General features: G+C 63.8%; 20 protein-coding genes. 14 read left to right on the forward strand and 6 right to left on the reverse strand.

What is annotated here, in order from left to right; translation table 11 throughout:
- Window positions 1–21: 21 nt before the first annotated feature.
- The 3 genes from NCS67_RS09560 to NCS67_RS09570 all read left to right on the forward strand — a co-directional run bounded on the left by NCS67_RS09560 (window position 22) and on the right by NCS67_RS09570 (window position 2,530).
- Window positions 22–534 carry a GNAT family N-acetyltransferase gene (locus tag NCS67_RS09560; RefSeq protein WP_250435007.1) on the forward strand — a complete coding sequence of 171 codons (513 nt, stop codon included), beginning with the start codon at window positions 22–24 and terminating at the stop codon, window positions 532–534.
- Between the two features lie 211 nt (window positions 535–745).
- Complete coding sequence (locus NCS67_RS09565) at window positions 746–1,765, forward strand: hypothetical protein (protein ID WP_250435008.1); 1,020 nt, start codon at window positions 746–748, stop codon at window positions 1,763–1,765.
- A gap of 51 nt (window positions 1,766–1,816) precedes the next feature.
- Window positions 1,817–2,530, forward strand: coding sequence for a DUF2968 domain-containing protein (locus NCS67_RS09570; protein WP_034472732.1), 714 nt, complete (start codon window positions 1,817–1,819; stop codon window positions 2,528–2,530).
- Window positions 2,531–2,617: 87 nt separating this feature from the next.
- On the opposite strand, the gene NCS67_RS09575 is transcribed toward NCS67_RS09570, so the two are convergent.
- From NCS67_RS09575 to NCS67_RS09595, 5 genes are all read right to left on the reverse strand, one after another.
- Complete coding sequence (locus NCS67_RS09575; RefSeq protein WP_008342450.1) at window positions 2,618–4,024, reverse strand: gamma-glutamyl-gamma-aminobutyrate hydrolase family protein; 1,407 nt, start codon at window positions 4,022–4,024, stop codon at window positions 2,618–2,620.
- Window positions 4,025–4,186: 162 nt separating this feature from the next.
- Entirely contained in the window at window positions 4,187–5,944 is a 1,758-nt protein-coding gene (locus tag NCS67_RS09580; RefSeq protein WP_034472734.1) for a cation:proton antiporter, read from the reverse strand.
- 167 nt (window positions 5,945–6,111) lie between these two features.
- Window positions 6,112–6,450, reverse strand: a complete 339-nt coding sequence (gene glnK / locus NCS67_RS09585) for a P-II family nitrogen regulator (protein WP_008342452.1) — start codon at window positions 6,448–6,450, stop codon at window positions 6,112–6,114.
- A 129-nt stretch (window positions 6,451–6,579) separates the two neighbouring features.
- Window positions 6,580–8,634 carry an NAD(+) synthase gene (locus NCS67_RS09590; protein ID WP_250435009.1) on the reverse strand — a complete coding sequence of 685 codons (2,055 nt, stop codon included), beginning with the start codon at window positions 8,632–8,634 and terminating at the stop codon, window positions 6,580–6,582.
- Window positions 8,635–8,690: 56 nt separating this feature from the next.
- On the reverse strand, window positions 8,691–9,833 hold the full coding sequence (locus NCS67_RS09595; protein ID WP_250435010.1) for a GNAT family N-acetyltransferase: 1,143 nt from the start codon (window positions 9,831–9,833) through the stop codon (window positions 8,691–8,693).
- A gap of 165 nt (window positions 9,834–9,998) precedes the next feature.
- On the opposite strand from NCS67_RS09595, the gene NCS67_RS09600 reads away from it, so the two are divergent.
- Window positions 9,999–10,292: a GIY-YIG nuclease family protein gene (locus NCS67_RS09600; RefSeq protein ID WP_008342455.1), complete on the forward strand. Its 294-nt coding sequence runs from the start codon at window positions 9,999–10,001 to the stop codon at window positions 10,290–10,292.
- A 52-nt stretch (window positions 10,293–10,344) separates the two neighbouring features.
- Here NCS67_RS09600 and ppa read toward each other — a convergent pair whose 3' ends face one another.
- Entirely contained in the window at window positions 10,345–10,872 is a 528-nt protein-coding gene (ppa, locus tag NCS67_RS09605; protein ID WP_008342456.1) for an inorganic diphosphatase, read from the reverse strand.
- Window positions 10,873–11,060: 188 nt separating this feature from the next.
- On the opposite strand from ppa, the gene NCS67_RS09610 reads away from it, so the two are divergent.
- The 10 genes from NCS67_RS09610 to NCS67_RS09655 all read left to right on the forward strand — a co-directional run bounded on the left by NCS67_RS09610 (window position 11,061) and on the right by NCS67_RS09655 (window position 22,846).
- Entirely contained in the window at window positions 11,061–12,500 is a 1,440-nt protein-coding gene (locus NCS67_RS09610; RefSeq protein ID WP_250435011.1) for an aldehyde dehydrogenase family protein, read from the forward strand.
- Between the two features lie 10 nt (window positions 12,501–12,510).
- Window positions 12,511–13,287 (forward strand): SDR family oxidoreductase, encoded by a 777-nt coding sequence (locus tag NCS67_RS09615; protein ID WP_008342458.1) that lies wholly within the window; start codon window positions 12,511–12,513, stop codon window positions 13,285–13,287.
- A gap of 175 nt (window positions 13,288–13,462) precedes the next feature.
- Complete coding sequence (locus NCS67_RS09620) at window positions 13,463–14,779, forward strand: MFS transporter (RefSeq protein ID WP_008342460.1); 1,317 nt, start codon at window positions 13,463–13,465, stop codon at window positions 14,777–14,779.
- A gap of 320 nt (window positions 14,780–15,099) precedes the next feature.
- Entirely contained in the window at window positions 15,100–16,407 is a 1,308-nt protein-coding gene (urtA, locus tag NCS67_RS09625) for an urea ABC transporter substrate-binding protein (protein ID WP_008342462.1), read from the forward strand.
- Window positions 16,408–16,484: 77 nt separating this feature from the next.
- Complete coding sequence (gene urtB / locus NCS67_RS09630; protein WP_008342464.1) at window positions 16,485–18,089, forward strand: urea ABC transporter permease subunit UrtB; 1,605 nt, start codon at window positions 16,485–16,487, stop codon at window positions 18,087–18,089.
- A 3-nt stretch (window positions 18,090–18,092) separates the two neighbouring features.
- Window positions 18,093–19,286 (forward strand): urea ABC transporter permease subunit UrtC, encoded by a 1,194-nt coding sequence (gene urtC, locus NCS67_RS09635; RefSeq protein ID WP_250435012.1) that lies wholly within the window; start codon window positions 18,093–18,095, stop codon window positions 19,284–19,286.
- Window positions 19,283–20,149 carry an urea ABC transporter ATP-binding protein UrtD gene (urtD, locus tag NCS67_RS09640; RefSeq protein ID WP_008342468.1) on the forward strand — a complete coding sequence of 289 codons (867 nt, stop codon included), beginning with the start codon at window positions 19,283–19,285 and terminating at the stop codon, window positions 20,147–20,149. The genes urtC and urtD overlap by 4 nt, the downstream gene beginning before the upstream one ends.
- Before the next feature lie 150 nt (window positions 20,150–20,299).
- Window positions 20,300–20,992, forward strand: coding sequence for an urea ABC transporter ATP-binding subunit UrtE (urtE, locus tag NCS67_RS09645; protein ID WP_008342470.1), 693 nt, complete (start codon window positions 20,300–20,302; stop codon window positions 20,990–20,992).
- Between the two features lie 32 nt (window positions 20,993–21,024).
- A complete protein-coding gene (locus NCS67_RS09650) occupies window positions 21,025–21,885 on the forward strand; it encodes an urease accessory protein UreD (RefSeq protein WP_250435013.1) in 861 nt (286 codons plus the stop codon).
- Window positions 21,886–22,057: 172 nt separating this feature from the next.
- The gene (locus tag NCS67_RS09655) at window positions 22,058–22,846 is read left to right on the forward strand and encodes a transporter substrate-binding domain-containing protein (protein ID WP_008342474.1); all 789 of its coding nucleotides are present in this window, start codon (window positions 22,058–22,060) and stop codon (window positions 22,844–22,846) included.
- The last annotated feature ends 4 nt before the right edge of the window (window positions 22,847–22,850 follow it).

Raw genomic sequence — 22,850 nt, forward strand, 5'->3', positions numbered from 1 at the left:
TAACTGACAGCACCTCAAAAGATGAACGCGAATATCAGGCTACGCACGGCGACCGCCGAAGACACCGCCCTCATCGCCTCGATGCACGCGTCGAGTTGGGCGTCGGCGTATCGGGGCATCCTGCCGGACGAGTATCTCGACCGCGATCTGAGCGCGGAGCGCGCCGAACATTGGATCGCACGCATGAAGGATGTCGCGGCCGGCGCGGCGACCGTGTTCATCGCGGAGCACGAGGGCGAGCCGGTCGGCTTCATCTGTCTCGTCGAGCCGGATGCGGCGGGCAGCGTGCTCGTCGACAATCTGCACGCGCTGCCGGGACATCGCGGCCTCGGCACCGGCACCGCGATGCTCGAGGAAGCGGCGCGCTGGGCACGCGCGCGCGGGGCGCGGGAACTGTATCTTTCCGTGCTCGAACAGAACGCCGCGGCGATCGGCTTTTACGAATCGCGCGGCTGGCAACTCGCGGCGCGCGAAGCGGATCACATGGCGGGCGTCGCGCTTTTCTCTCTTCGATACGTGTATCCGCTCGACTGAGCACACGAGGATCGGCTCGGTCAATAAGCATTCCTGTCAAAAATCGACAATAGGAATCTTCTGGTCGTCGGGGACGTGACCGTTTCGTATGATCGCGGGTCGAAATTTCGGCGATTCTCGCGTCGAACCCGCGGTGCTGTCTCCATACACCACGATGGTCCGGGTGAGTTGTCGCGTTGCCCACGCCCGGGCGCATGCATGTGGAATCTTCATGTCCGAACCCTTGATCGTAGTGGAAGGCAATCTGCGTCTGCCGGCGCTGCGCGTGCTGAAGGATCCGTCCTTGAAATTCGGTTGCGAGTGGACGCCCGCGTGCGCGCGACCTGTCCAGTCGGAATCCGAAGTCGCGCTGTTCGCCGCGCGCTTCGCCACGGCTTATGTGCCGGCGCTGAGCCTGTCCGACACCAGTTCGCCCTATCGCGCCACGAGCCTGTGGGGCGTGTTCGGCAAAGAGGACATTCCCCGCGCGATGCTGCGCCTCATGCAAGGCTCGAATGCCCCGAGCAACGCCAGCGACTCGCGCACCGATCCCATCCAACTGGCGGTCAACGCTCCGAAGACCGCGCGGACCTATCGCCTGAGCGCGCCGGTCGCGACTGCGATCGCGGCGGCTTGCGGCGTGTTCATCGTATGGCTCGTGCTCGGATATCCGTCGGACTCGAAGCGCGACGCCGCACCGGCCGCGCAGAGCGAGACGCGCACGCAGCAAGCCGAGCCCGCATCGGCTCCGGCGCCGGTCGCGGCGACCGCCGTATCGACGGCCGATCAACCCGCGACGGACGCGCAGCCTTCGGTCGCGGAGCCTCCCGCCTCGCTCCCGGCCGCAACCGCCAATGACTCCGTCGCGCCAGGAATCGTGACTGCTGACAATCCGAAGTCACCTGCGGCATCGACGGCAGGACCGGAAAAGAACGGCGGTCGTGTGCGAGCCGTACTGACGCCGCGAGGGAAGCCGGCCTTTTACCGCATCCCTGCGTCGGACGCGCGCGTCGTGAAGCAGGAATCGGCGCGACCGGCGCTGGCGACGCGGGTCGAAAAAATCGCGAGCCGGTCCGCCAAGCACGGACCCGCGCGGCGCACGCGCTCGACGCCGGCCGCAACAATCGCGAGCCAGTCGAAGGCGTCGGAATCGACGAATCCGGCCACGCTCTACGCGATGCTTCAGCACTCACCGACACTCGACAGCAACGCGGCCTCGTCCGGTCGCGCATCCGCGAACAGCGCGCGCTGAAGCGCGCAATACGCATCAGAACGATCAACCATTCCCGGCCACGACGCCAACATGAAGCAACTACGTCATCATCTCCGTTACGCGACGCTCGCCCTCGCCTTGTCCCTGTGTGGTTTCCTTGCGCCTTTCGGCAGCACGTTCGCGGCGCCCGCAACGGCGGCGAAATCCGCCGCAAGCGAGCCCGCGCAACCCGCGCCCGTAGACCTCTCCGACTTGACCGCCAACTCGAACGCGCCGCGCGTCGAGGGGAACATCGCCGAGTTGCAGAGTCTCGTGCAGGCGGGAAGCCTCACCGAGTTGCGCGCCACGCGCAACGGCAGTTACGGGGCGCGGCTCTACTTCCTCGCGCAGGAAATGCTGTATTACGTCGCGCTGTCGCAGGACGCGCGCTTGTGGCGCGTCGTGAAGACACAGGACGCGGCCCGCGCGGAAACGATTTACGCGCAGTTCTCACGCAAGAGCTTCGAGCTTGCCGATGGCGAAATCCGCCGCGCGCAATTGCAGGCGCAGAAAGCGCTGCTCGATCGCGTGATCGCGAAATCGGCGGATCGCGCCAACCGTCTCACCGCCGATCTCGAACTCGCGCAGCAGCAGGATTCGCAGGTGTCGCAACGTCAGCAGCAATTGCAGGCCGAATCGGCCGTGCTGCAGACGGACAAGCTCGAAGCCGAACGTAAGCTGCGCACGCTGCAGTTGCAGGTCGAGCAGCTTCAAAAGCAGACGGAAGCCGGACTCGCGCCGGTGAGCGCGTCGCCGTCGCGTTGATCTGCGCGATACGCATCTGAAAACGAAGAAGGCCCGCTCGATCCGAGCGGGCCTTCCTGCTTGGCGACGTCGAAAACGCGTCTCGCGTCAGAAGCGTGTTTCGCGCGCGACGCGCAGAAACGTATCGAGCAGCGGCGTGCAATCGAGCAGTTCCGCGCCGCCCGCGCGATGAAACTCCGGATGCCACTGCACGCCGACGACAAACGGCGCCTTCCGGTAGCGCACCGCCTCGATGATCCCATCGGAGGCCGACACCGCCTCGATGTTCAGATCGCGCCCGATCGTCTTCACCGCCTGATGGTGGATCGAGTTGACGATCGCCTCGCGCTGGTTGGGGAACATGTTGACGAGCGTGGAGCCTTCGGGGAAGCGGATCGAATGCCTATGCTGGTCGTACTGCTCGTTGACGTGGATGCCGGCCGTGGGCACATCGGTGGCGATGTCGCCGTAAAGCGTGCCGCCGAACGCCACGTTGATGAGCTGACAGCCGCGGCACACGCCGAGCACCGGCTTGCCCGACTCGACGAACTCATGCAGCAACTCCAGTTCGTACATATCGCGCACGCGGTCGCCCGGCCATTCGGGACGCGTCGTCGCTTCTTCGTACGACTGCGGCGAGACGTCCGCGCCGCCTTGCAGCAGCAGGCCGTCGAGATGCTTCGCGTAGTCGCGCAGACGGATATTGCTCGTGTGCAGCATGCCCTGATTGCCGACCGTCGGAATCATGAACACGAGCACGTCGCGCGACATCACCCAATGCGCGATGGATTCCTCGAGATATTGCAGCGTCTTGCCGCGCAAGCCTTTCGCGCCCGGCTCCGGATGAAAGATCCGCGCCGACACGCCGATGCGCAACGTGCGCTGAGTCATGCGCTGTCCCGCGCGATCGAAAATCTGCCGCGCGCGCGCCGCGATCACGCGGCCAAAGACGGACCACGCCGAATCGGATTGCTTGAGATACGCGGGTTGAGGCTGCGCGGACGTCTGCTCGGTGGCGGGCAGCGGCGGCGGATTGAGCTTGCCGAAGTCCGGCGCCTCGGTGAATTCGGGCGGCAGAACGGTGGCGCGGCCAGTCGGGGAATCGGATGACGCGGATTGCGCGTTCGCGGTGCTGGCGGCTTCCGCATCGGTCGCGGCCTCGAAGTTTTCGGCGAGGCTCGCACGCGGTTTCGCCGATGCGCGCTGCTTCTCGCGCACCGCGGCTTCCTGCGCGGCGGTCGCGCTAGCCGCCGATGCGCGCGCCTCGCGAGCGTCCTGCAGCGCGTCGTCGCGGCGGGCTTGCGCCGTGTCGGCCGGCTCGACGTTCGACGCGCTCGAAGGCGCATCCGTCGATGCCCGTTCGGTCGCGCTCGCCTGCGGACCGGGCGCCGAGGCCGCGGCGGCGGCTTCGGGCGAGGCCGTCGGGTTCGCGCTGCGCGGGGCGGCTTGTGAATCGGCGCCGCTGCGGCGGGCGTCGGTGCTGCTTGCGTCGTTGGACGTTTTGTTATCGCTCATTCCTGATTCAGGCGCTCGAACGCCATAAGGAGAGTGGACAAACCCCGATTATCCGCCTGAGACCTGCACGGGGCAAACCAGCACACATTTGGTCACATTGGCTCACATTATCGCGGGAACCCGGTGCGGGCCGCTGTCGGGGCTATCCCGTGACGAAAACCCTCAATGGTCGCGCGGCTCCTCGAAGGTCTCGCGCAAGGCGATCTGCATCGTCGCGTGGATTTTCACGCACCAGCGCCACAACACCGTCAGCAACAGCGCGACGCACACGAGCACGCCGACCATCAACCCGAACGGCGGCAGGATCCCGCCCGACAGTGCCGCGACGAGCAGGAAGACGCCGAACATCGCGACGATCGGAATGAGCCCGGAAATCGCCGAACGGATCGCGCTCGTGAAGCGCCCCGCTTTCGCGGGCTGCACGCTCACTTCGGCGAGCAGCAGCGCGAGCGATTCGAGCTTGCGATACACCGCGACGAGAAACGGCAGCGCGATCACCAACGCGGCGCCCCACAGCACGACGCGCTGCGCGTTATCGGTGTCGAGCCAGCGCGCGAGATAGCCCGACGCGAACGGCGCCGCATACGACGCGCCGAGAAAAATCGCCGCGACGAGCGCGAGATTCACCGCGATCTGCATGACGATGCGCCGCGTCATCGAGAAAAGCGTCGGGCCGCCGGACGCGGGCGTCAGGCTCGCGAGCCACTGCGAATACAGGCCGAAGGTATGCGCGAGCGGCGCGGGCATCGCGCGGGAAAGGCGCATCGTGAGCGGATCGGCGGCGCGGATCAGATACGGCGTGAAGAGCGTCGTGAGCGCGGACACGGCCACCGCGATCGGATAGAGAAAGCTGCTCGTGACCTTCAGCGACAGACCGAGCGACGCGATGATGAACGAGAACTCGCCGATCTGCGAGACGCTCATGCCGACGCGCATCGACGTGCGGCCGTCCTTGCCGGCGAGAAACGCGCCGAGCCCGCACGACACGATCTTGCCGAGCACGACGGCAATCGTGATGACGGCGATCGGCCACGCGTAGTCGACGAGCACCGTCGGGTTCAGCAGCAAACCGATGGTGACGAAGAAGATCGCCGAGAACATGTCGCGCACCGGCGCGATCAGATGCTCGATGCGCGCGAGATGCCGCGACTCCGCCATGATCGCGCCGATGAGAAACGCGCCGAGCGCGATCGAATAATCGAGCTTCACGACGAGCAGGCAGAAGCCGAAGCAGAAGCCGAGCACGGTGACGAGCAGCATCTCGTCGCTCTTCGCCTTCGCGACGTAGTTGAGCGCGCGCGGCACCGTGAGAATGCCGACGACCAGCGACACCGTCATGAAAAGCAGCAGCTTGCCGAGCGTGACGACCGCGACGCCAGCGCTTACGGACCCCGTCTGCGCGATGCCGGAGAGCAGCACGAGCATCGCGATCGCGAGTATGTCTTCGACGATCAGAATGCCGAACACGATCTGCGCGAAGTGCTCGCCCTTCATACCGAGTTCGGAAAGCGCCTTCACGATGATGGTTGTCGACGAGATCGCGAGCATCGCGCCGAGAAAGAGCGAGTCCATCGAGCTCCAGCCGAACCATCGCCCGATCTCGTAGCCGACCCAGATCATCAGCACGATTTCCGAAAGCGCGGCGACGAAAGCGGTCGCGCCGACCTTGAAGAGCTTGCGCAAGCTGAATTCGAGCCCGAGCGAAAACATCAGGAAGACGACGCCGAGTTCGCCGAGCGTCTGGATGGTCGCTTCGTCGTGGATCAGATTGAACGGCGGCGTGTACGGCCCGATGATCACGCCCGCCGCGATATAACCCAGCACGACCGGCTGCCGCAGACGGTGAAAGAGCACCGTCACCACGCCCGCGATGGCCATGATCACTGCGAGATCCTGAATGAAGCCGATCGCGTGATGCATCAACTATTTCCTTACAAAATGATAATGGGATAGCCGATGTTACCGCACGGACGCGGATTCCTGCCCTCCGGCAAGCGATCTTTTGGACGCGCATCGCGCTGGTGCAAGCGCAAAGAAAAGGCCCGCGCAAATGGCGGGCCTCGATGAAAACGAAAGAACGACGGCGCTCAGACTGCCGCTTCGTTTTCCTCGCCGGTGCGAATGCGGATCACGCGCTCGACATCGGCGACGAAGATCTTGCCGTCGCCGATCTTGCCCGTGCGCGCGGCGCCGATGATCGCGTCGATGACCTGATCGGTTTGATCGTTCGCGACGACGACTTCGATCTTCACCTTCGGCAGGAAGTCGACGACATACTCTGCACCACGATAAAGCTCGGTATGCCCCTTCTGACGGCCGAAGCCCTTCACTTCCGTGACCGTGAGACCGGTCAGGCCCACTTCGGCCAGCGCTTCGCGAACTTCGTCGAGCTTGAACGGTTTGATGATGGCGGTGATGCGTTTCATGGCGTGCCTCGCGTAAAGATCGATTCAAGGGGTTCGAAAAAAGGTCGTGTCCCGCGCGGGACAGATGTTTTCGATTCTAGCCGCGTTTCATCGAGCAGGCGGTCCGTATATTCGCGAGGACGTCGGATATCACTCCTTCGTCGGCACGCGTTCGAGGTCCGCGAGCCACACCGTCGCCTGGCCGTCGCTCGGCGCGCGCCAGTCGCCGCGCGGCGAAAGCGAGCCGCCCGAGCCGACCTTCGGCGCGTTCGGCACGCATGAGCGCTTGAACTGGCTCGTGCGGAAGAACCGATCCAGGAAGATGCGCAGATTTTTGCGGATCTCGCCGATGTCGTATTGATTCCGCGTAACGGTCGGGCCTTCCGGCCACGCGCCCGCATCGCGATCGCGCCATGCATGCAACGCGAGAAACGCGACCTTCGTTGGTGCAAAGCCGAAGCGCAACGTGTAGTACAGATTGAAGTCCTGCAATTCGTACGGGCCGATGACGCTCTCCGTCTTCTGCTCCACCACGCCGCTCGTCTTGCCGGGGATGAGTTCCGGGCTGATATCGGTGGAGAGGATGTTTTCGAGCACATCGGTTCCGCTTCCGCCGATCTGTCCCGACTCGGCAACCCAGCGCACCAGATGCGTGATCAGCGTCTTCGGCACGCTCGCGTTCACGTTGTAGTGGGACATGTGATCGCCCACTCCGTAGGTGCACCAACCAAGTGCGAGCTCGCTCAGATCGCCCGTGCCGATGACGATCGCATGGTTGAAGTTCGCGAGCCGGAACAGATGGCTCGTGCGTTCGCCCGCCTGCACGTTCTCGTACGTGATGTCGTATTGTTCGGCGCCCGTGCTGTGCGGATGGCCGATGTCGGCGAGCATCTGCACGCAGCTCGGACGAATGTCGATCTCGCTCGCCGTGCAGCCGACGACTTCCATCAGCTCGCGCGCCTGCTTGAGCGTGCGGTCGCTGGTGGCGAAGCCGGGCATCGTATAGGCGAGGATGTTCGAGCGCGGCAGACCGAGGCGGTCCATCGCTTTCGCGCACACGAGCAGTGCATGCGTCGAGTCCAGCCCGCCCGATATGCCGATGACCACCTTCGACATCCCCGACGATTGCAGCCGTTGCAGCAACGCCTGCACCTGAATGTTGTAGACCTCGTTGCATCGTTCGTCGCGGCGCGCGGCATCGGCGGGCACGTACGGAAAGCGCGCGACCCGGCGTTCGAGCGGCAGCTTTTCATCGTCGGGAATCGATAGTGGAAATTCGATCACGTCGAATTGCGCGACTTCGCCGGCGTGGCGATGCGTCGAGCGGCCGAACGTGGTTTGCCGCATGCGTTCGCGCGAGAGGCGTTCGAGATCGATATCGGCGTAAATGAGGTGCGACTGGTCCGAGAAGCGCTCGGACTCCGCCAGCAGCTCGCCGTTTTCGTAGATGAGGCCTTGCCCGTCCCAGGCGAGATCGGTGGACGATTCGCCATTGCCCGCCGATGTGTACAGATACGCCGCGACGCAACGCGCAGACTGCTGCCCGACGAGCTGATGCCGATAAGCCGACTTGCCCACGACGATATTCGACGCCGACAGATTCACGAGCACGGTCGCGCCCGCAAGCGCCGCGAACGACGACGGCGGAATCGGCACCCAAACGTCCTCGCAAATCTCGACGTGAAACCGGAAGAGCGGAAGATCCTCGATCTGAAACAGCAGCGACGCGCCGAACGGCACGTCCTGACCGCATAGCGTGACCGTGTTTTCGGCGGCGGCATCGGCGGGACTGAACTGGCGCGCCTCGTAGAACTCGCCGTAGTTCGGCAGATAGCTCTTCGGCACGACGCCGCGAATGAAGCCGCCGGCGATGACGATCGCGCAGTTGAAGAGCTTGTGCTCGGCGCGCACCGGCGCGCCGACGATCATCGCGATATCGAGTTGCTTCGATGCGTCGAGAATGCTTTGCAGCGCGTCTTCGCACGCGTCGAGCAACGCGCGCTGATGGAAGAGATCGTCGCAGGTATACGCGGACACCCCGAGCTCGGGAAACGCGACGAGCACCGCGCCGTGCGCGGCGGCTTCTTTCGCGAGTTCGATCGTCTGCGCCGCGTTGAACGCGGGATCGGCGACCTTGCAGGACGGAACGCCGACCGCGACGCGCGCGAAATCGTGGCTGTACAGGTTGAAGAAATTTCTGCTCATGGCTGACATGGATGTGCGCGAGTTGCAGCGAAGGGGGTCGAATCGATTATCGCATCTCAGGTTTTCTTCCTGAACGGCGTGTGCGCTTCGAGTTCCTCGATGTGCTGATCCATCGCCTGCGTTTCGGCATCGAGAAATTCGGCGATCGCGTGCGCGAAACGCTGATCCGCGATCCAGTGCGCGGACCATGTCGGCGTCGGCAACAGTCCGCGCGACATCTTGTGCACACCCTGCGCGCCGCCCTCGAAACGCGCGAGCCTATGTTCGATGCAATACGCGATGCCCTGCATGTAGCACGTCTCGAAGTGCAGCCCGGAGACGAACTCCCGCGTGCCCCAATAGCGGCCGTACATCGTGTCGCCGCCGATCATGTTGAGCGCGCACGCGAGGCGCTCGCCGTCCGCTTCGGCGATGACGAGCAGCATGCTGTCGGGCGCATCGGCGTGAATGCGGCCGAAGAACTCGCGCGTCAGATACGGCGCGTTCCAGTGCTCGCGATACGTGTTGTCGTAACAGTCGTAGAAGAAGTCGAGCGCGGCATCGTCGATTTCGCCACCGCGCAGCCACTTGTACGTGACGCCCGCATCCGCCACGCGCCGGCGATCCTGCTTCACTTTCTTGCGCTTGTCGTGGCTCATCGTCGCGAGGAAGGCGTCGAAGCTCGCGTAGCCATCGCCGGGCAGATTCTCCCAGTGGAACTGCACGCCTTCGCGCAGCATGTAGCCCGCGTCGGTGAGCGCCTCGACATCCTGCGCGTGCGGAAACAGCACGTGCAGCGACGACAGTTCGAGTCGCCGCGTCAATTCGATCGCGCCGCGCGCGAGCAGCACGCGATCCTCGTGATGCGCGGCGATGAGGCGCGGGCCCGTGACCGGCGAAAACGGCACCGCCGACAGCGCCTTCGGGTAGTAGCGCAGACCGTGGCGCTCGAAGGCATCGGCCCAGGCGTGATCGAACACGTATTCGCCGCGCGAATGCGACTTGATGTAGAGCGGCATCGCGCCGGCAAATTCGCCGCCGCGCTTCAGTATCAGATGATGCGCGCGCCAGCCGGTGCGCTTGACGGCGCACTCCGTATCCTGCAACGCCGAGAGAAACGCGTGACGCACGAACGGGTTTTCGCCGGCGAGCCGGTTCCAGTCGTCGGCGGCGATGTCGGCGAGCGCATCGACCACATGAATTTCGACCTCGCGATTCAACAGGCTACCTCGCTGTGATTGACCGACGAGCGCGCTCGAACCATCGCAGAGCGCGCCCGAAAGCGGCTATTCTCGCGCAAGTCGCAGCGGCGCGCCGATGCGGACAAAACGCCCCGGCGCGGTGCTTTCGGCGATAATGCGCGGCAAATCTTTCATCGTTCTCCCATGCCCTGGTTTCTGTACCTGATCGAATGCGCCGACGGCAGCCTCTACACGGGCATCGCGACGGACGTCGAGGCGCGCTTCACCGCGCACGCGAGCGGCAAGGGCGCGCGCTACACGCGGGCGCGAAAGCCGGTGCGCGTGCTGGCGTCGTTCGAACTGGCGGGGAAATCGGAGGCGCTGCGCGCGGAATATCGCGTCAAGCAACTGACCGCGCAGCAGAAGCGCGCGTTGATTGCGGGGGAAAGGACGCTGGAGTCGTTGTTGCCTCAGACCGAAGCAAGCGAAGAAGAATAAAAAACGCCGCCGCGTGGGTGACACCGCGGCGGCGTTTTGTCGGAGAACGCGCTTACTTCTTGTAGTTCGCGACGCCTTCCGAGATTTCCTTGTGCGCGGCGTCGATGCCGGCCCAGCCTTCGACCTTCACCCACTTGCCCTTTTCGAGCGCCTTATAGTTCTCGAAGAAGTGCTTGATCTGGTCTTTCAGATACTCGGGCACGTCGTCGATCGACTTGATGTTCGCCGTCATCGGGCAGACCTTGTCGTGCGCCACCGCGACGAGCTTCGCGTCCACGCCCGATTCATCGGTCATCTGCAGCATGCCGACCGCGCGCGCACGCACGACCGAGCCCGCCAGCAGCGGATACGGCGTGATGACGAGCACGTCGACCGGGTCGCCGTCGCCGGAGAGCGTCTGCGGAATGAAGCCGTAGTTCGCCGGATAGCGCATGCCGGTGCCGACGAAACGGTCGACGACGAGCAGGCCCATGTCCTTGTCCGCTTCGTATTTGACCGGATCGCTCTGCGCGGGAATTTCGATGATGACGTTGAAATCGTGCGGGAGATCTTTGCCGGGAGGTACGTTGTTGAAGCTCATGAGCGCTCTCTGGAGAAGTTGAGATCGGAGATGGAATCGCACGGGCGGACGGTGTCTTGCGGCCCGTCGCGCTTGTCTGCGCGTGATTTCGCCATTATAGCCAATCGACCCCGCACGCCCGACGCGCGTTCCCGGTTGGCGCGATAATCGGTTTCCGGCTCCAGAACATCCGATTTCAGGAGACATGCATGGAAGACGCGAAGCATTTCATCGATAACCGCTGGATCGCGGCATCGGGCAACGAGACGATTCCGGTCGTCGATCCGTCCGATGGCCAGATCTTCGCGCAGATCGCGCGGGGCACCGCGGCGGACATCGACCGCGCGGTCGCCGCCGCCCGCGCGGCCTTCGACGGCGGCTGGGGCGCGACGAGCGCGGCGGAACGCGGGCGCATCCTCGCGCGCCTGTCGATGCTGATCGGCGCGTGCCACGAGGAGATCGCGCAGGTCGAGGCGCGCGACACCGGCAAGCCGCTGAAGCAGGCACGCGCCGACGCCACCGGCATCGCGCGCTATTTCGAGTTTTACGCGGGCGCCGCCGACAAGCTCCACGGCGAAACCCTGCCCTATCAGCACGGCTACACCGTGCTCACGATCCGCGAGCCGCACGGCGTGACCGGGCATATCGTGCCGTGGAACTATCCGCTGCAGATTTTCGGGCGCAGCGTCGGCGCGGCGCTCGCCACGGGCAACGCGTGCGTCGTGAAGCCGGCGGAGGACGCGTGCCTGTCGCTGTTGCGCATCGCGGAACTGGCGGCGGAAGCCGGCCTGCCGGATGGCGCGCTCAATATCGTCACCGGATACGGTCACGAAGCGGGCGCGGCGCTCGCGCGGCATCCGGGCATCGATCACATCTCGTTCACCGGCTCGCCCGCGACGGGCGCGGCCGTCACCAAGATGGCCGCCGACAATCACGTCCCCGTCACGCTGGAACTCGGCGGCAAGTCGCCGCAAATCGTATTCGCCGATGCCGATTTCGACGCCGCTCTCCCCGTGCTCGTCGCCGCGATCGTGCAGAACGCCGGACAGACGTGCTCGGCGGGCAGCCGCGTGCTGATCGAGCGCGCGGCGTACGAACCCTTGCTGGATCGTCTCTCGGAGGCGTTCGCGGCGCTGAAGGTCGGTCCGAGCAAGCTCGATCTCGACTGCGGCCCGCTCATCAGCGCGAAGCAGCAGCAGCGCGTGTGGGATTTTCTGTCCGATGCGCAGCACGACGGCATTCCGATGGCCGCGCACGGCGAAGTCGTCGGCGATGCGCCCGAAGCGGGCTTCTATCAGGCGCCGACGCTGTTGCGCGACGTCCCGCCGACGCATCGTCTCGCGCGCGAGGAAGTGTTCGGCCCGGTGCTCGCCGCGATGCCCTTCGACGACGAAGCCGACGCGCTCCGACTCGCCAACGGCACCGACTACGGGCTCGTCGCCGGCATCTGGACCCGCGACGGCGCGCGTCAGATGCGGCTCGCGCGCCGCGTGCGTTCCGGACAGGTGTTCATCAACAACTACGGCGCGGGCGGCGGCATCGAATTGCCGTTCGGCGGCGTCAAGCATTCGGGACACGGACGCGAGAAAGGCTTCGAGGCGCTGTACGGCTTCACGACGCTCAAGACCATCGCCATCAAACACGGATAAGGAGACACGCATGCGACTGCAAGGCAAAACCGTCATCGTGACGGGCGGCGGCTCGGGATTCGGCGAAGGCATCGCGAAGACGTTCGCGCGTGAGGGCGCGAACGTCGTCGTCAACGATCTGAACGGGCCGGCCGCCGAGCGCGTCGCGAGCGAGATCGCGCTCGCATCGTCGCCGGAGGTGAAGCACGGCCGCGCGATCGCCGTTCAAGGCGATGTGACGAAGCGCGCCGACTGGCAAACGCTCTTCGATGCCGCGATCGGGGACTTCGGCAGCGTGCAGGTCGTCGTCAACAACGCGGGCACGACGCACCGTAACAAGCCCGTTCTCGACGTCACCGAGGCCGAATTCGACCGCGTCTACGCGGTGAACGTGAAGAGCATCTATTGGAGCGTCGAGCAGTTCGTGCCGTACTTTCGCGAACGGGGCGGCGGCGCGTTCATCAATATCGCGTCGACGGCGGGCGTGCGGCCGCGTCCGGGACTCGTCTGGTACAACGGCAGCAAGGCGGCGGTCATCATCGCGAGCAAGGCGCTCGCGGTCGAACTGGGCGCGGACCGCATCCGCGTGAACTGCATCAATCCGGTGATGGGCGAGACCGCCCTGCTCTCCGAGTTCATGGGCATGGAGGACACGCCCGAGAACCGCCGCAAGTTTCTCGCGACGATACCGCTCGGCCGGCTTTCGACGCCTCAGGACATCGCCAACGCGGCGCTTTATCTCGCATCCGACGATGCCGAGTTCATCACCGGCGTCGCGCTCGAAGTGGACGGCGGACGCTGCGTCTGACGCTTGCCCGCGCACGCCGCGCGCCGTGTGCGGCGGGCGCGGGCATCGGTGCTTTCCCTAGCAGAAACGGGCGTTTTGCGGTGCGGCCGACGGGCTAGAATCCTTACGCGCCTGTAATCGCGAGCGGGCCCGTCCGCTCGCCTGGCGCACACAAAAAATATTGGAGACAAGCATCATGGCCAGCACCGCCAAACCCATGCCGCGCCCCGGCGCGGGCACGCCTTCCGCGTTCGAGGAGGCCACTTACCGAAAGGTCGTCTGGCGTCTCGCGCCGCTTCTGCTGATCTGTTATGTGGTGGCGTATCTCGACCGCGTGAACGTCGGCTTCGCCAAGCTGCAGATGGCCGCCGATTTGCAACTGTCGGATGCCGTGTACGGCTTCGGCGCGGGCATTTTCTTCTTCGGCTACTTCATCTTCGAGATTCCGTCGAACATCATCTTGCATCGCGTCGGCGCGCGCGTGTGGATCGCGCGGATCATGATTACGTGGGGCGTCATTTCGGCGCTCACGATGTTCATCACCACGCCGACGATGTTCTACGTCATGCGCTTTCTGCTCGGCGCGGCGGAAGCGGGCTTCTTCCCCGGCATCATTCTTTATCTGACGTACTGGTTTCCGGCGCAGCGGCGCGGGCGCATCACGACGCTGTTCATGACGGCGATCGCGCTTTCGGGTCTGATCGGCGGGCCGATCAGCGGCTGGATCATGGATGCGTTCCACATGAAGAACGGCTGGCACGGCTGGCAATGGCTGCTGCTGCTCGAAGGCATTCCGTCGATCATCGTCGGCATCGTCGTGTTCCTGAAGCTCGACGATCGTATCTCGAAGGCTTCTTGGCTCACGCAGGAAGAACGCGAACTGCTCGAACGCAACATCGCGGCGGATAACGTCCAGAAGGAAGATCTGTCGCTGGGCAAGATCTTGTCGAGCCCGAAAGTGTGGCTGATGAGCATCATCTACTTCTCGTTCGTGATGGGACTGTATGGCGTGAGCTTCTGGCTGCCGACGATCATCAAGTCGATGGGAATCAAGGATGCGCTGCATGTCGGCCTGCTCTCCGCGATTCCTTATGGCGCGGCGGTGATCGGCATGCTGTACGCGGCGCGCAGCGCGGATCGTTCCGGCGAGCGTCGCTGGCATATCGCGATTCCGGCGTTGATCGGTGCGATCGGACTGGTGCTGTCGGTGGTGTGGTTCAACAACACGACGCTCGCGATGCTCGGCCTCACGCTCGCCACGATGGGCATTCTCACGACGCTGCCGCTGTTCTGGAGTCTGCCGACGGCGTTTCTTGCCGGCACCGGGGCGGCTGCGGGTATTGCGATGATCAACTCGCTTGGGAATCTCGCCGGGTTTTTGAGTCCTTATCTCGTGGGGTGGTTGAAGCAGGTCACTGCTTCTAATTCGAGTGGGATGTATATGCTCGCGGGTTTTCTCGTTCTTGGGGCTGTGCTTGTGCTTAGTGTGCCGGCGCGGTTGGTTAATCGGTAAGGTTGCGTTCCGCTTTTTTTCGCGGCAGCCTGTGATCGCGTCGGTCTTTGGCACTGCCCTTGTGCAGGGCAGTCCCAATAGACCGACGCGTAATCGGAAGCCGGCGAAAAAGAACGAAACCCGCACCGCAACGATGCACATCCCCCGTGCATGCACCAAAACCTCGCCCGCTAACCCACATCCCCCGAAGTAAAACTTCCCTGCGATTCCCCGCAAACCCCCGCCATTAGGGCAAAAGACCCCAATTGGCATACCCCTTGCAGAACGCTCCGAGCAATCGTCATTGCTCAAACAACCACATCGGCAAGGGGAACACAGAAATGAAACGACGCAGTCTGCTGAAGTTCGGCTCCATGTCGGGCGCGCTCGCCCTTGCGGGCCAACTTCCGATCACGAAAGCCCACGCCGCCGATACCGGTCCGATCAAGGTCGGCATCCTCCATTCGCTGTCGGGCACGATGGCGATCTCCGAGACGTCGCTGAAAGACACGGCACTCATGACCATCGCCGATATCAACAAGAGCGGCGGCGTCATGGGCCGGCAGATTCAGCCCGTCGTCGTCGATCCCGCTTCGAACTGGCCGCTCTTCGCCGAGAAGGCGCGTCAGCTTCTCACGCAGGACAAGTGCGCGGTCGTGTTCGGCTGCTGGACCTCGGTGTCGCGCAAGTCCGTGCTGCCGGTGTTCGAGGAACTCAACGGCCTGCTCTTCTACCCCGTGCAGTACGAAGGCGAAGAGATGTCCCGCAACGTGTTCTATACGGGAGCCGCGCCGAATCAGCAGGCGATTCCCGCCGTCGAATATCTGATGGGACCGGAAGGCGGCAGCGCCAAGCGCTTCTTCCTGCTCGGCACCGACTACGTGTACCCGCGCACGACCAACAAGATCCTGCGCGCGTTCCTTCACTCCAAGGGCGTGAAAGATGCAGACATTCAGGAGGTCTACACACCGTTCGGACATAGCGACTATCAAACCATCGTCGCGAACATCAAGACCTTTGCCCAAGGGGGAAAGACGACTGTCATCTCTACGATCAACGGCGATTCGAACGTACCGTTCTACAAGGAACTCGGCAACCAGGGCCTGAAAGCGACGGACGTGCCTGTCGTCGCGTTCTCGGTCGGCGAAGAGGAACTGCGCGGCATCGACACGAAACCGCTCGTCGGCCATCTTGCCGCATGGAACTACTTCATGTCGGTGAAGAACCCGAACAACTCGAAGTTCGAGAAGGAATTCTTCGCGTACGCAAAGGCGCAGAACCTTCCGGGCGGCGACAAGCGCGTCACCAACGATCCGATGGAAGCGACCTTCGTCGGCATCCACATGTGGAAACAGGCCGTCGAAAAGGCGAAGAGCGCCGATGTCGACAAGGTCCGCACCGCGATGGTCGGTCAGACCTTCGCCGCGCCTTCCGGCTTCACGCTGACGATGGACGGCAACCATCATCTGCATAAGCCCGTGATGATCGGCGAAATTCGCGGCGACGGTCAGTTCAACGTCGTCTGGAAGACGAAGACCGCCATACGCGCGCAGCCGTGGAGCCCGTATATCGCGGGCAACGAGGGCAAGCCGGATGTCGTCAGCTCGATTCCCGCGTTCCTGCGCCGTCAGCGTGTGCGTGTCGCGTAACGCCTGACGTCGATGCAGCGAGGCCGCGCGTTTCATGCGATGCGCGCGGCCTTTCGAGTTCTAACGGAAAGGCCCACATGACCGGCTCCCTCAAGCGCGCGCTCTTTGCGCTCATCCTCGCGATGACGTCGCTCGCGGCCCACGCGCTCACCAACGACGATCTCGCCCCGCTCGCCGGCGACGACTTCGAAGCCAAGACCGCCGCCATCGACAAGCTCATTGCCAATGCCGATGCGCCTTCCATCGCCGTGCTCGGCGCGCTGTCCGATGGCTCGCTCGTCGCGACCGATAACGGTCACGTCTACATTCAGACCGATGACGGCACGAAGGACGCGATCACCGGCAAGACCGCCGAAGCGCCCGATGCGCAGCCGATCACGCTGAACAATCTGCTGCGCACGAAGGTCGCGGGCGCGTTGTCGGGGCTGCAGCTCGCATCGCCCGATACGGCCAAACGCCGCGACGCCATCGCTGCGTTGCTGAAGAACCCGGACGCATCGATGAAGCCGATGATCGACCGAGCCCGCGCAATCGAAAAGGATTCCGAACTAAAGAAGCGCCTCGACACGCTCTGGGCGATGACCGCGCTGCACGATCCCGACGTGAACAGGCGTCTCGAAGCCGCGCAACTCGTCGCGGCGCGCCATGACCTCGACATGTACGAACTGCTGCGCCCGATCGTCGCGAAGAAGGCCGACGGCACGTTCAACGAACCCGACGAACGCGTACGCAACGCGGCTCAGGAAGGCATCTACGCACTCGATTCGATTCAGCGCCGCAGCGAAATCTTCGGCACGATCTTCGCGGGCCTCTCGCTCGGCAGCGTGCTGCTGCTCGCGGCGCTCGGGCTTGCGATCACATATGGGCTGATCGGCGTCATCAACATGGCGCACGGCGAGTTCCTGATGATCGGCGCCTATGCGACCTATGTCGTGCAGAACCTCGTGCAGCATTACGCGCCCGCCGCGTTCAACTGGTATCCGCTCTTCGCGGTGCCTGCGTCGTTCATCGCCGCGGGGCTCGTCGGCATCGTGCTCGAAAGGCTCGTGCTGAAGCATCTCTACGGACGTCCGCTCGAAACGCTGCTGACGACCTTCGGCATCAGCCTGATCCTGATTCAGGCGACGCGCACGCTCTTCGGCGCACAGAACGTGCAGGTGACGAATCCCTCGTGGATGAGCGGCGGCGTCACCGTGATGCAGAACCTCATCCTCCCGTACAACCGTCTGACGATCCTCGCGTTCTCGCTCGCCGTCGTCGCGATCGCGTGGGGCGTGCTCACGAAGACGCGCCTCGGCCTCTTCGTGCGCGCGGTGACGCAGAACCGCCGCATGGCCGCGTGCGTCGGCGTCAAGACAGCGCGTGTCGATTCGTACGCGTTCGCGTTCGGTGCGGGCATCGCGGGACTCGGCGGCTGCGCGCTCTCGCAGATCGGCAACGTCGGGCCCGATCTCGGACAGAGCTACATCATCGATTCGTTCATGGCGGTGGTGCTCGGCGGCGTCGGCCAGCTCGCGGGCACGGTGATCGGCGGCTTCGGGCTCGGGCTCGTCAGCAAGGCGGTCGAGCCGTTCTGGGGCGCGGTGCTCGCGAAGATCGCGGTGCTCGTGCTCATCGTGTTGTTCATCCAGAAGCGTCCGCAGGGCATGTTCGCCCTCAAGGGCCGCAGCGCGGAGGCTTGAGACATGACCGCCTCGACCAATGTCGGCACGAACCTCGACGTCACGCCGCAACCCGATCCGGGCGCGGCGCGCGCGGGCTTCGCGCTCGGCCTGCCGCCGCGCGCCGCGCTCTTGCCGAAGAAAGGCTGGCTCGCGTTGATCGCGCTCGTCATCGCGATGGTGATCTTCGTGCCCGTCAGCGCGCTCGTGCTGCCGGAAACGAGCACGTTCCATCTCTCGGCTTATGCGATGACGCTCGTCGGCAAGCTCATGTGCTACGCAATCGGCGCGCTCGCGCTCGACCTCGTATGGGGCTATTGCGGCATTCTGAGCTTGGGCCATGCGCTTTTCTTCGCGCTCGGCGGCTACGCGATGGGCATGTACCTGATGCGCTCGATCGGCCGCGAGGGGACGTATCAAAGCGATCTTCCCGACTTCATGGTGTTTCTCGACTGGCACAAGCTGCCGTGGTACTGGGAGGGCACGGAACATCTCTGGTATGCGCTGTTGCTCGTCGTCCTCGTGCCTGGCGTGCTTGCGTGGGTGTTCGGCTTCTTCACGTTCCGCTCGCGCGTGAAGGGCGTGTATCTGTCGATCATCACGCAGGCGATGACCTTCGCCGCGATGCTGCTTTTCTATCGCAACGAAACGGGCTTCGGCGGCAACAACGGGTTCACCGACTTCAAGCGCATCGCGGGCTTTCCAATCACGCATCCGGGCACGCGCACTGCCCTCTTTCTGATCACGTTCGCGGTGCTCGTGCTCGCGTTTCTCGCGGCGAGATGGATCGTCACGTCGAAGCTCGGGCGAGTCGTCACCGGCGTGCGCGACGGCGAAGCGCGCCTGATGTTCCTCGGCTATAGCCCGCTCGCGTACAAGCTCTTCATCTGGACGGTGTCGGCGGTGTTGTGCGGCATCGCGGGCGCGTTGTATGTGCCGCAGGTCGGCATCATCAATCCGAGCGAGATGTCGCCCGCGAACTCGATCGAAATGGCGATCTGGGTCGCGGTCGGCGGACGCGGCACGCTGATCGGACCGATCGTCGGCGCGTTCGCCGTCAACGGCGCGAAGAGCTTTTTCACCGCCTATTTCGCGGAGTATTGGCTGTTTTTCCTCGGCCTCATCTTCACGCTCGTGCCCTTGCTTCTGCCGAACGGCATCATGGGACTGATCGATCTCGCGCGCCGCAAGAAGGCGCATGGAGACGCTGCCGAATGACTGCACATAACGCATTGATCGTGGATTTGCCGCCGATTCCGGAGACGAGCCACAAGAACATCAACGTGTCGTCGGGCCTGGGGCATGTGCTCGCGCCCGGCGAGATCGATGTATCGCACGGCACGATCCTCTATCTCGAGGACGTCACCGTGAGCTTCGACGGCTTTCGCGCGCTGAACAAGCTGACGTTGTCGATCGATGTGGGCGAGTTGCGCTGCGTGATCGGCCCGAACGGCGCGGGCAAGACGACGATGATGGATGTCATCACCGGCAAGACGCGTCCCGACGACGGCAAGGTTTTTCTCGGGCAGACGTTCGATCTGACGCGCATGTCGGAGCCGGTGATTGCGCGCACGGGCATCGGGCGCAAGTTTCAGAAGCCGACTGTGTTCGAGAATCATCCGGTGTGGGAGAACCTCGAACTCGCGATGAAGACGGACAAGCGCTGGTTCGCATCGTTGAGGGCGCGGCTGGATGGTGCCGCGCAGGCTCGCATCGAAGAGACGCTCGAGCTGATTCGCCTTCAGCATCAGGCGACGCGGCTTGCGGGCGAGTTGTCGCATGGGCAGAAGCAGCGGCTCGAAATCGGCATGTTGTTGATGCAGCAGCCTGCTCTCTTGCTGCTCGATGAGCCTGCGGCCGGCATGACCGATCATGAAACGATGGAACTCGCGGAGTTGCTCAACAAGCTGCGTGGGTCGTGTTCGATGATGGTCGTCGAGCATGATATGGAGTTTGTTGCTGCGCTTTCGGGAGATAGCGGGAAGGTTACTGTTATGGCTGAGGGGAGTGTTCTTGCCGAAGGCACGCTCGATGACGTCAAACGGGACGAGGCCGTTATTGAGTCTTATCTTGGGCGTTAGTGTTTTATGTCGGCGTGGGACGTCGTGGAAGCCTGTTTTCTTAGTGGTCGATTAGCACTGCCCCTGTGCGGGGCAGTGCTAATAGACGGACGCGATCACAGGATTCCACGCAAGCGTAAGCAAACAAGCGCAGACCAAGAGACAAAGCAAATGCTAGAAGTCGAAAACCTGAACCAATACTATGGCGGCAGCCACATCCTCCGCGATGTGAAACTCACCGTCCCCGATGGAAAACTCACCGTCCTGCTGGGCCGCAACGGCGTGGGCAAAACGACGCTCCTTCGCTGCCTGATGGGTGTCGTCCCGACAAAAAGCGGCACCATCGCCTGGCGCGGCAACAAGCTCTCCTCGATGCCCACCCACGCGCGCGTCGCAAACGGCCTCGCCTACGTGCCGCAAGGCCGCGACATCTTCGGCCGTCTCACCGTCGAAGAAAACTTGCTCGTCGGCGCAGCGAGCCGCAAAGCGCCATCGAAGATTCCCGATCACATCTACGCGCTGTTCCCCGTCCTCAAAGACATGAAGAACCGCCGAGGCGGCGATCTCTCCGGCGGTCAACAACAGCAACTCGCAATCGGCCGCGCGCTGATGAGCGAGCCGCAACTGCTCATCCTCGACGAGCCGACCGAAGGCATTCAGCCATCGATCATCCGCGATATCGGCCGAACGCTTCGGCAACTCGTCGACGAAATGGGCATGACCGTCCTGCTCGTCGAGCAGTATTACGACTTCGCGCGCGAACTCGCCGATCGATACTGGGTCATGAGCCGCGGCGAAATCGTCGCGGGCGGCGCGGGCTCGGAAATGGACGCGCATGGAGTGCGCGAGCTGATCGCCGTATGATCGAGGCTCCGCTCTAGAAAAACGCATCGCTCATGCACCACGAATCGCACGCAACACTCGCCGATCCGAACATCTGGCGCGGCTCGCTCGAACTCGGCTACGCGCGTCAGCACGGCCGCACCGTCTGCGTTCATCGCAAGCACGAAGGCCCATTGCGGCTGCAACGGCCGCTCTATCCCGAAGGCGATATCTGTCATTCGGTGATCGTGCACCCGCCCGGCGGCGTCGCGGGCGGCGATCGTCTTTCCATCGACGTTCGTCTGCACCAAGACACGCACGCCGTCATCACGACGCCCGGCGCGACCAAGTGGTACAAGGCCAACGGCAAGCTCGCGACGCAGCGCATCGATATCGATCTCGCCGCGCATGCGAAGCTCGACTGGCTGCCGCAAAACAACATCGTGTTCGAATCGTCGAACGTCGAACTCGAATTCAACCTGACACTCGATGAAGGCGCGAGCGCGATCGGCTGGGACGCGATGCTGCTCGGCCGCGCCGCCGCCGGCGAAAAGTGGACGCAAGGGCATATCAAGGCGACATCGCGTATCGCGCATCGCAATGGTTCGACGCTCTGGTTCGAACGCACGCTGCTCGATGCGCGCGATCCGCTGCGCGACTCCGCTCAAGGTCTCGCGGGCTTCCCCGCTTACGGCACGCTCTGGGCGATCGGCCCCGCATGCGACGATGCCCTCGCCGAGACCCTCGCCGCACATCTGCCCTTCGACGATGAGCTCCGCGCAGGCGCATCGTGCGTCGCGCCGGGCGTGCTGATCGTGCGCGCGATCAGCCGCTCCATGGAACCGCTGCAAAACGCACTCACCGATTGCTGGTCGCGTCTTCGTCCGCTCGTGCATGGCGTCGATGCGCGACCTCTGCGTTTGTGGACTACCTAGTACGCACCAACGAAGCGCACGCGTCTGCACATCCGTTGTGCGCGGCGATATATGCGTAACCGGCAAACGCTGACAGCATAAGAAATAAGCATCGATGGCACGACTCTCGCTTTAAGCCTTCGCTCGAGAGCCGCGCATTCCAACGCGGCCGTTCAAGACCGAAGGATCATCGATGCTCACGACTTTTTCCCGCACGCGGCGCACCGCACTCGTCGCGCTGCTGCTTTCCCTCGCGCCTCTCGCCGCGCATGCCGACGCGCTCGACACCATCGCGAAGAACGGCACGCTGCGCGTCGCCGTGCCCGAAGACTATCCGCCCTTCGGCTCGGTCGGCGCCGACATGAAACCGCAAGGCTACGACGTCGACATGGCCGCGCTGCTCGCCAAGTCGATGAACGTGAAGCTCGAACTCGTGCCCGTCAACAGCGCGAACCGCATCCCGTATCTGACGACCAACAAGGTCGATCTCGTGATCTCGTCGCTCGGCAAGACGCCGGAACGCGAGAAGGTGCTCGACTTCTCGACGGCTTACGCGCCCTACTTTCAAGGCGTGTTCGGCCCCGCCGACATCAAGGTGACGAGCCCCGCCGATCTCACCGGCAAGACCGTCGGCGCCACGCGCGGCGCGCTCGAAGAGATCGCGCTCTCGCAGATGGCGCCCAACGCGACCATCAAGCGCTTCGAGGACAACAACGCGACCATCTCGGCCTTTCTCTCGGGACAGGTGCAACTGATCGCGGCGGGCAACATCGTCGCGGCGGCGATCCTGTCGAAGAATCCGCCGCGCCGGCCGGAAGCGAAGTTCATCATCAAGGATTCGCCGTGCTTCGTCGGCATGAACAAGAACGAGCCGCGCCTGATGTCGAAAGTGGACGACACCATCGCGCAGGCGAAGAAGGACGGCACGCTCAACACGATGTCGAAGAAGTGGTTCAACCAGCCGCTGCCCGCGACCCTTTGATCGG

Source organism: Caballeronia sp. ATUFL_F2_KS9A (assembly GCF_023630765.1).
GTDB lineage: Bacteria > Pseudomonadota > Gammaproteobacteria > Burkholderiales > Burkholderiaceae > Caballeronia > Caballeronia zhejiangensis.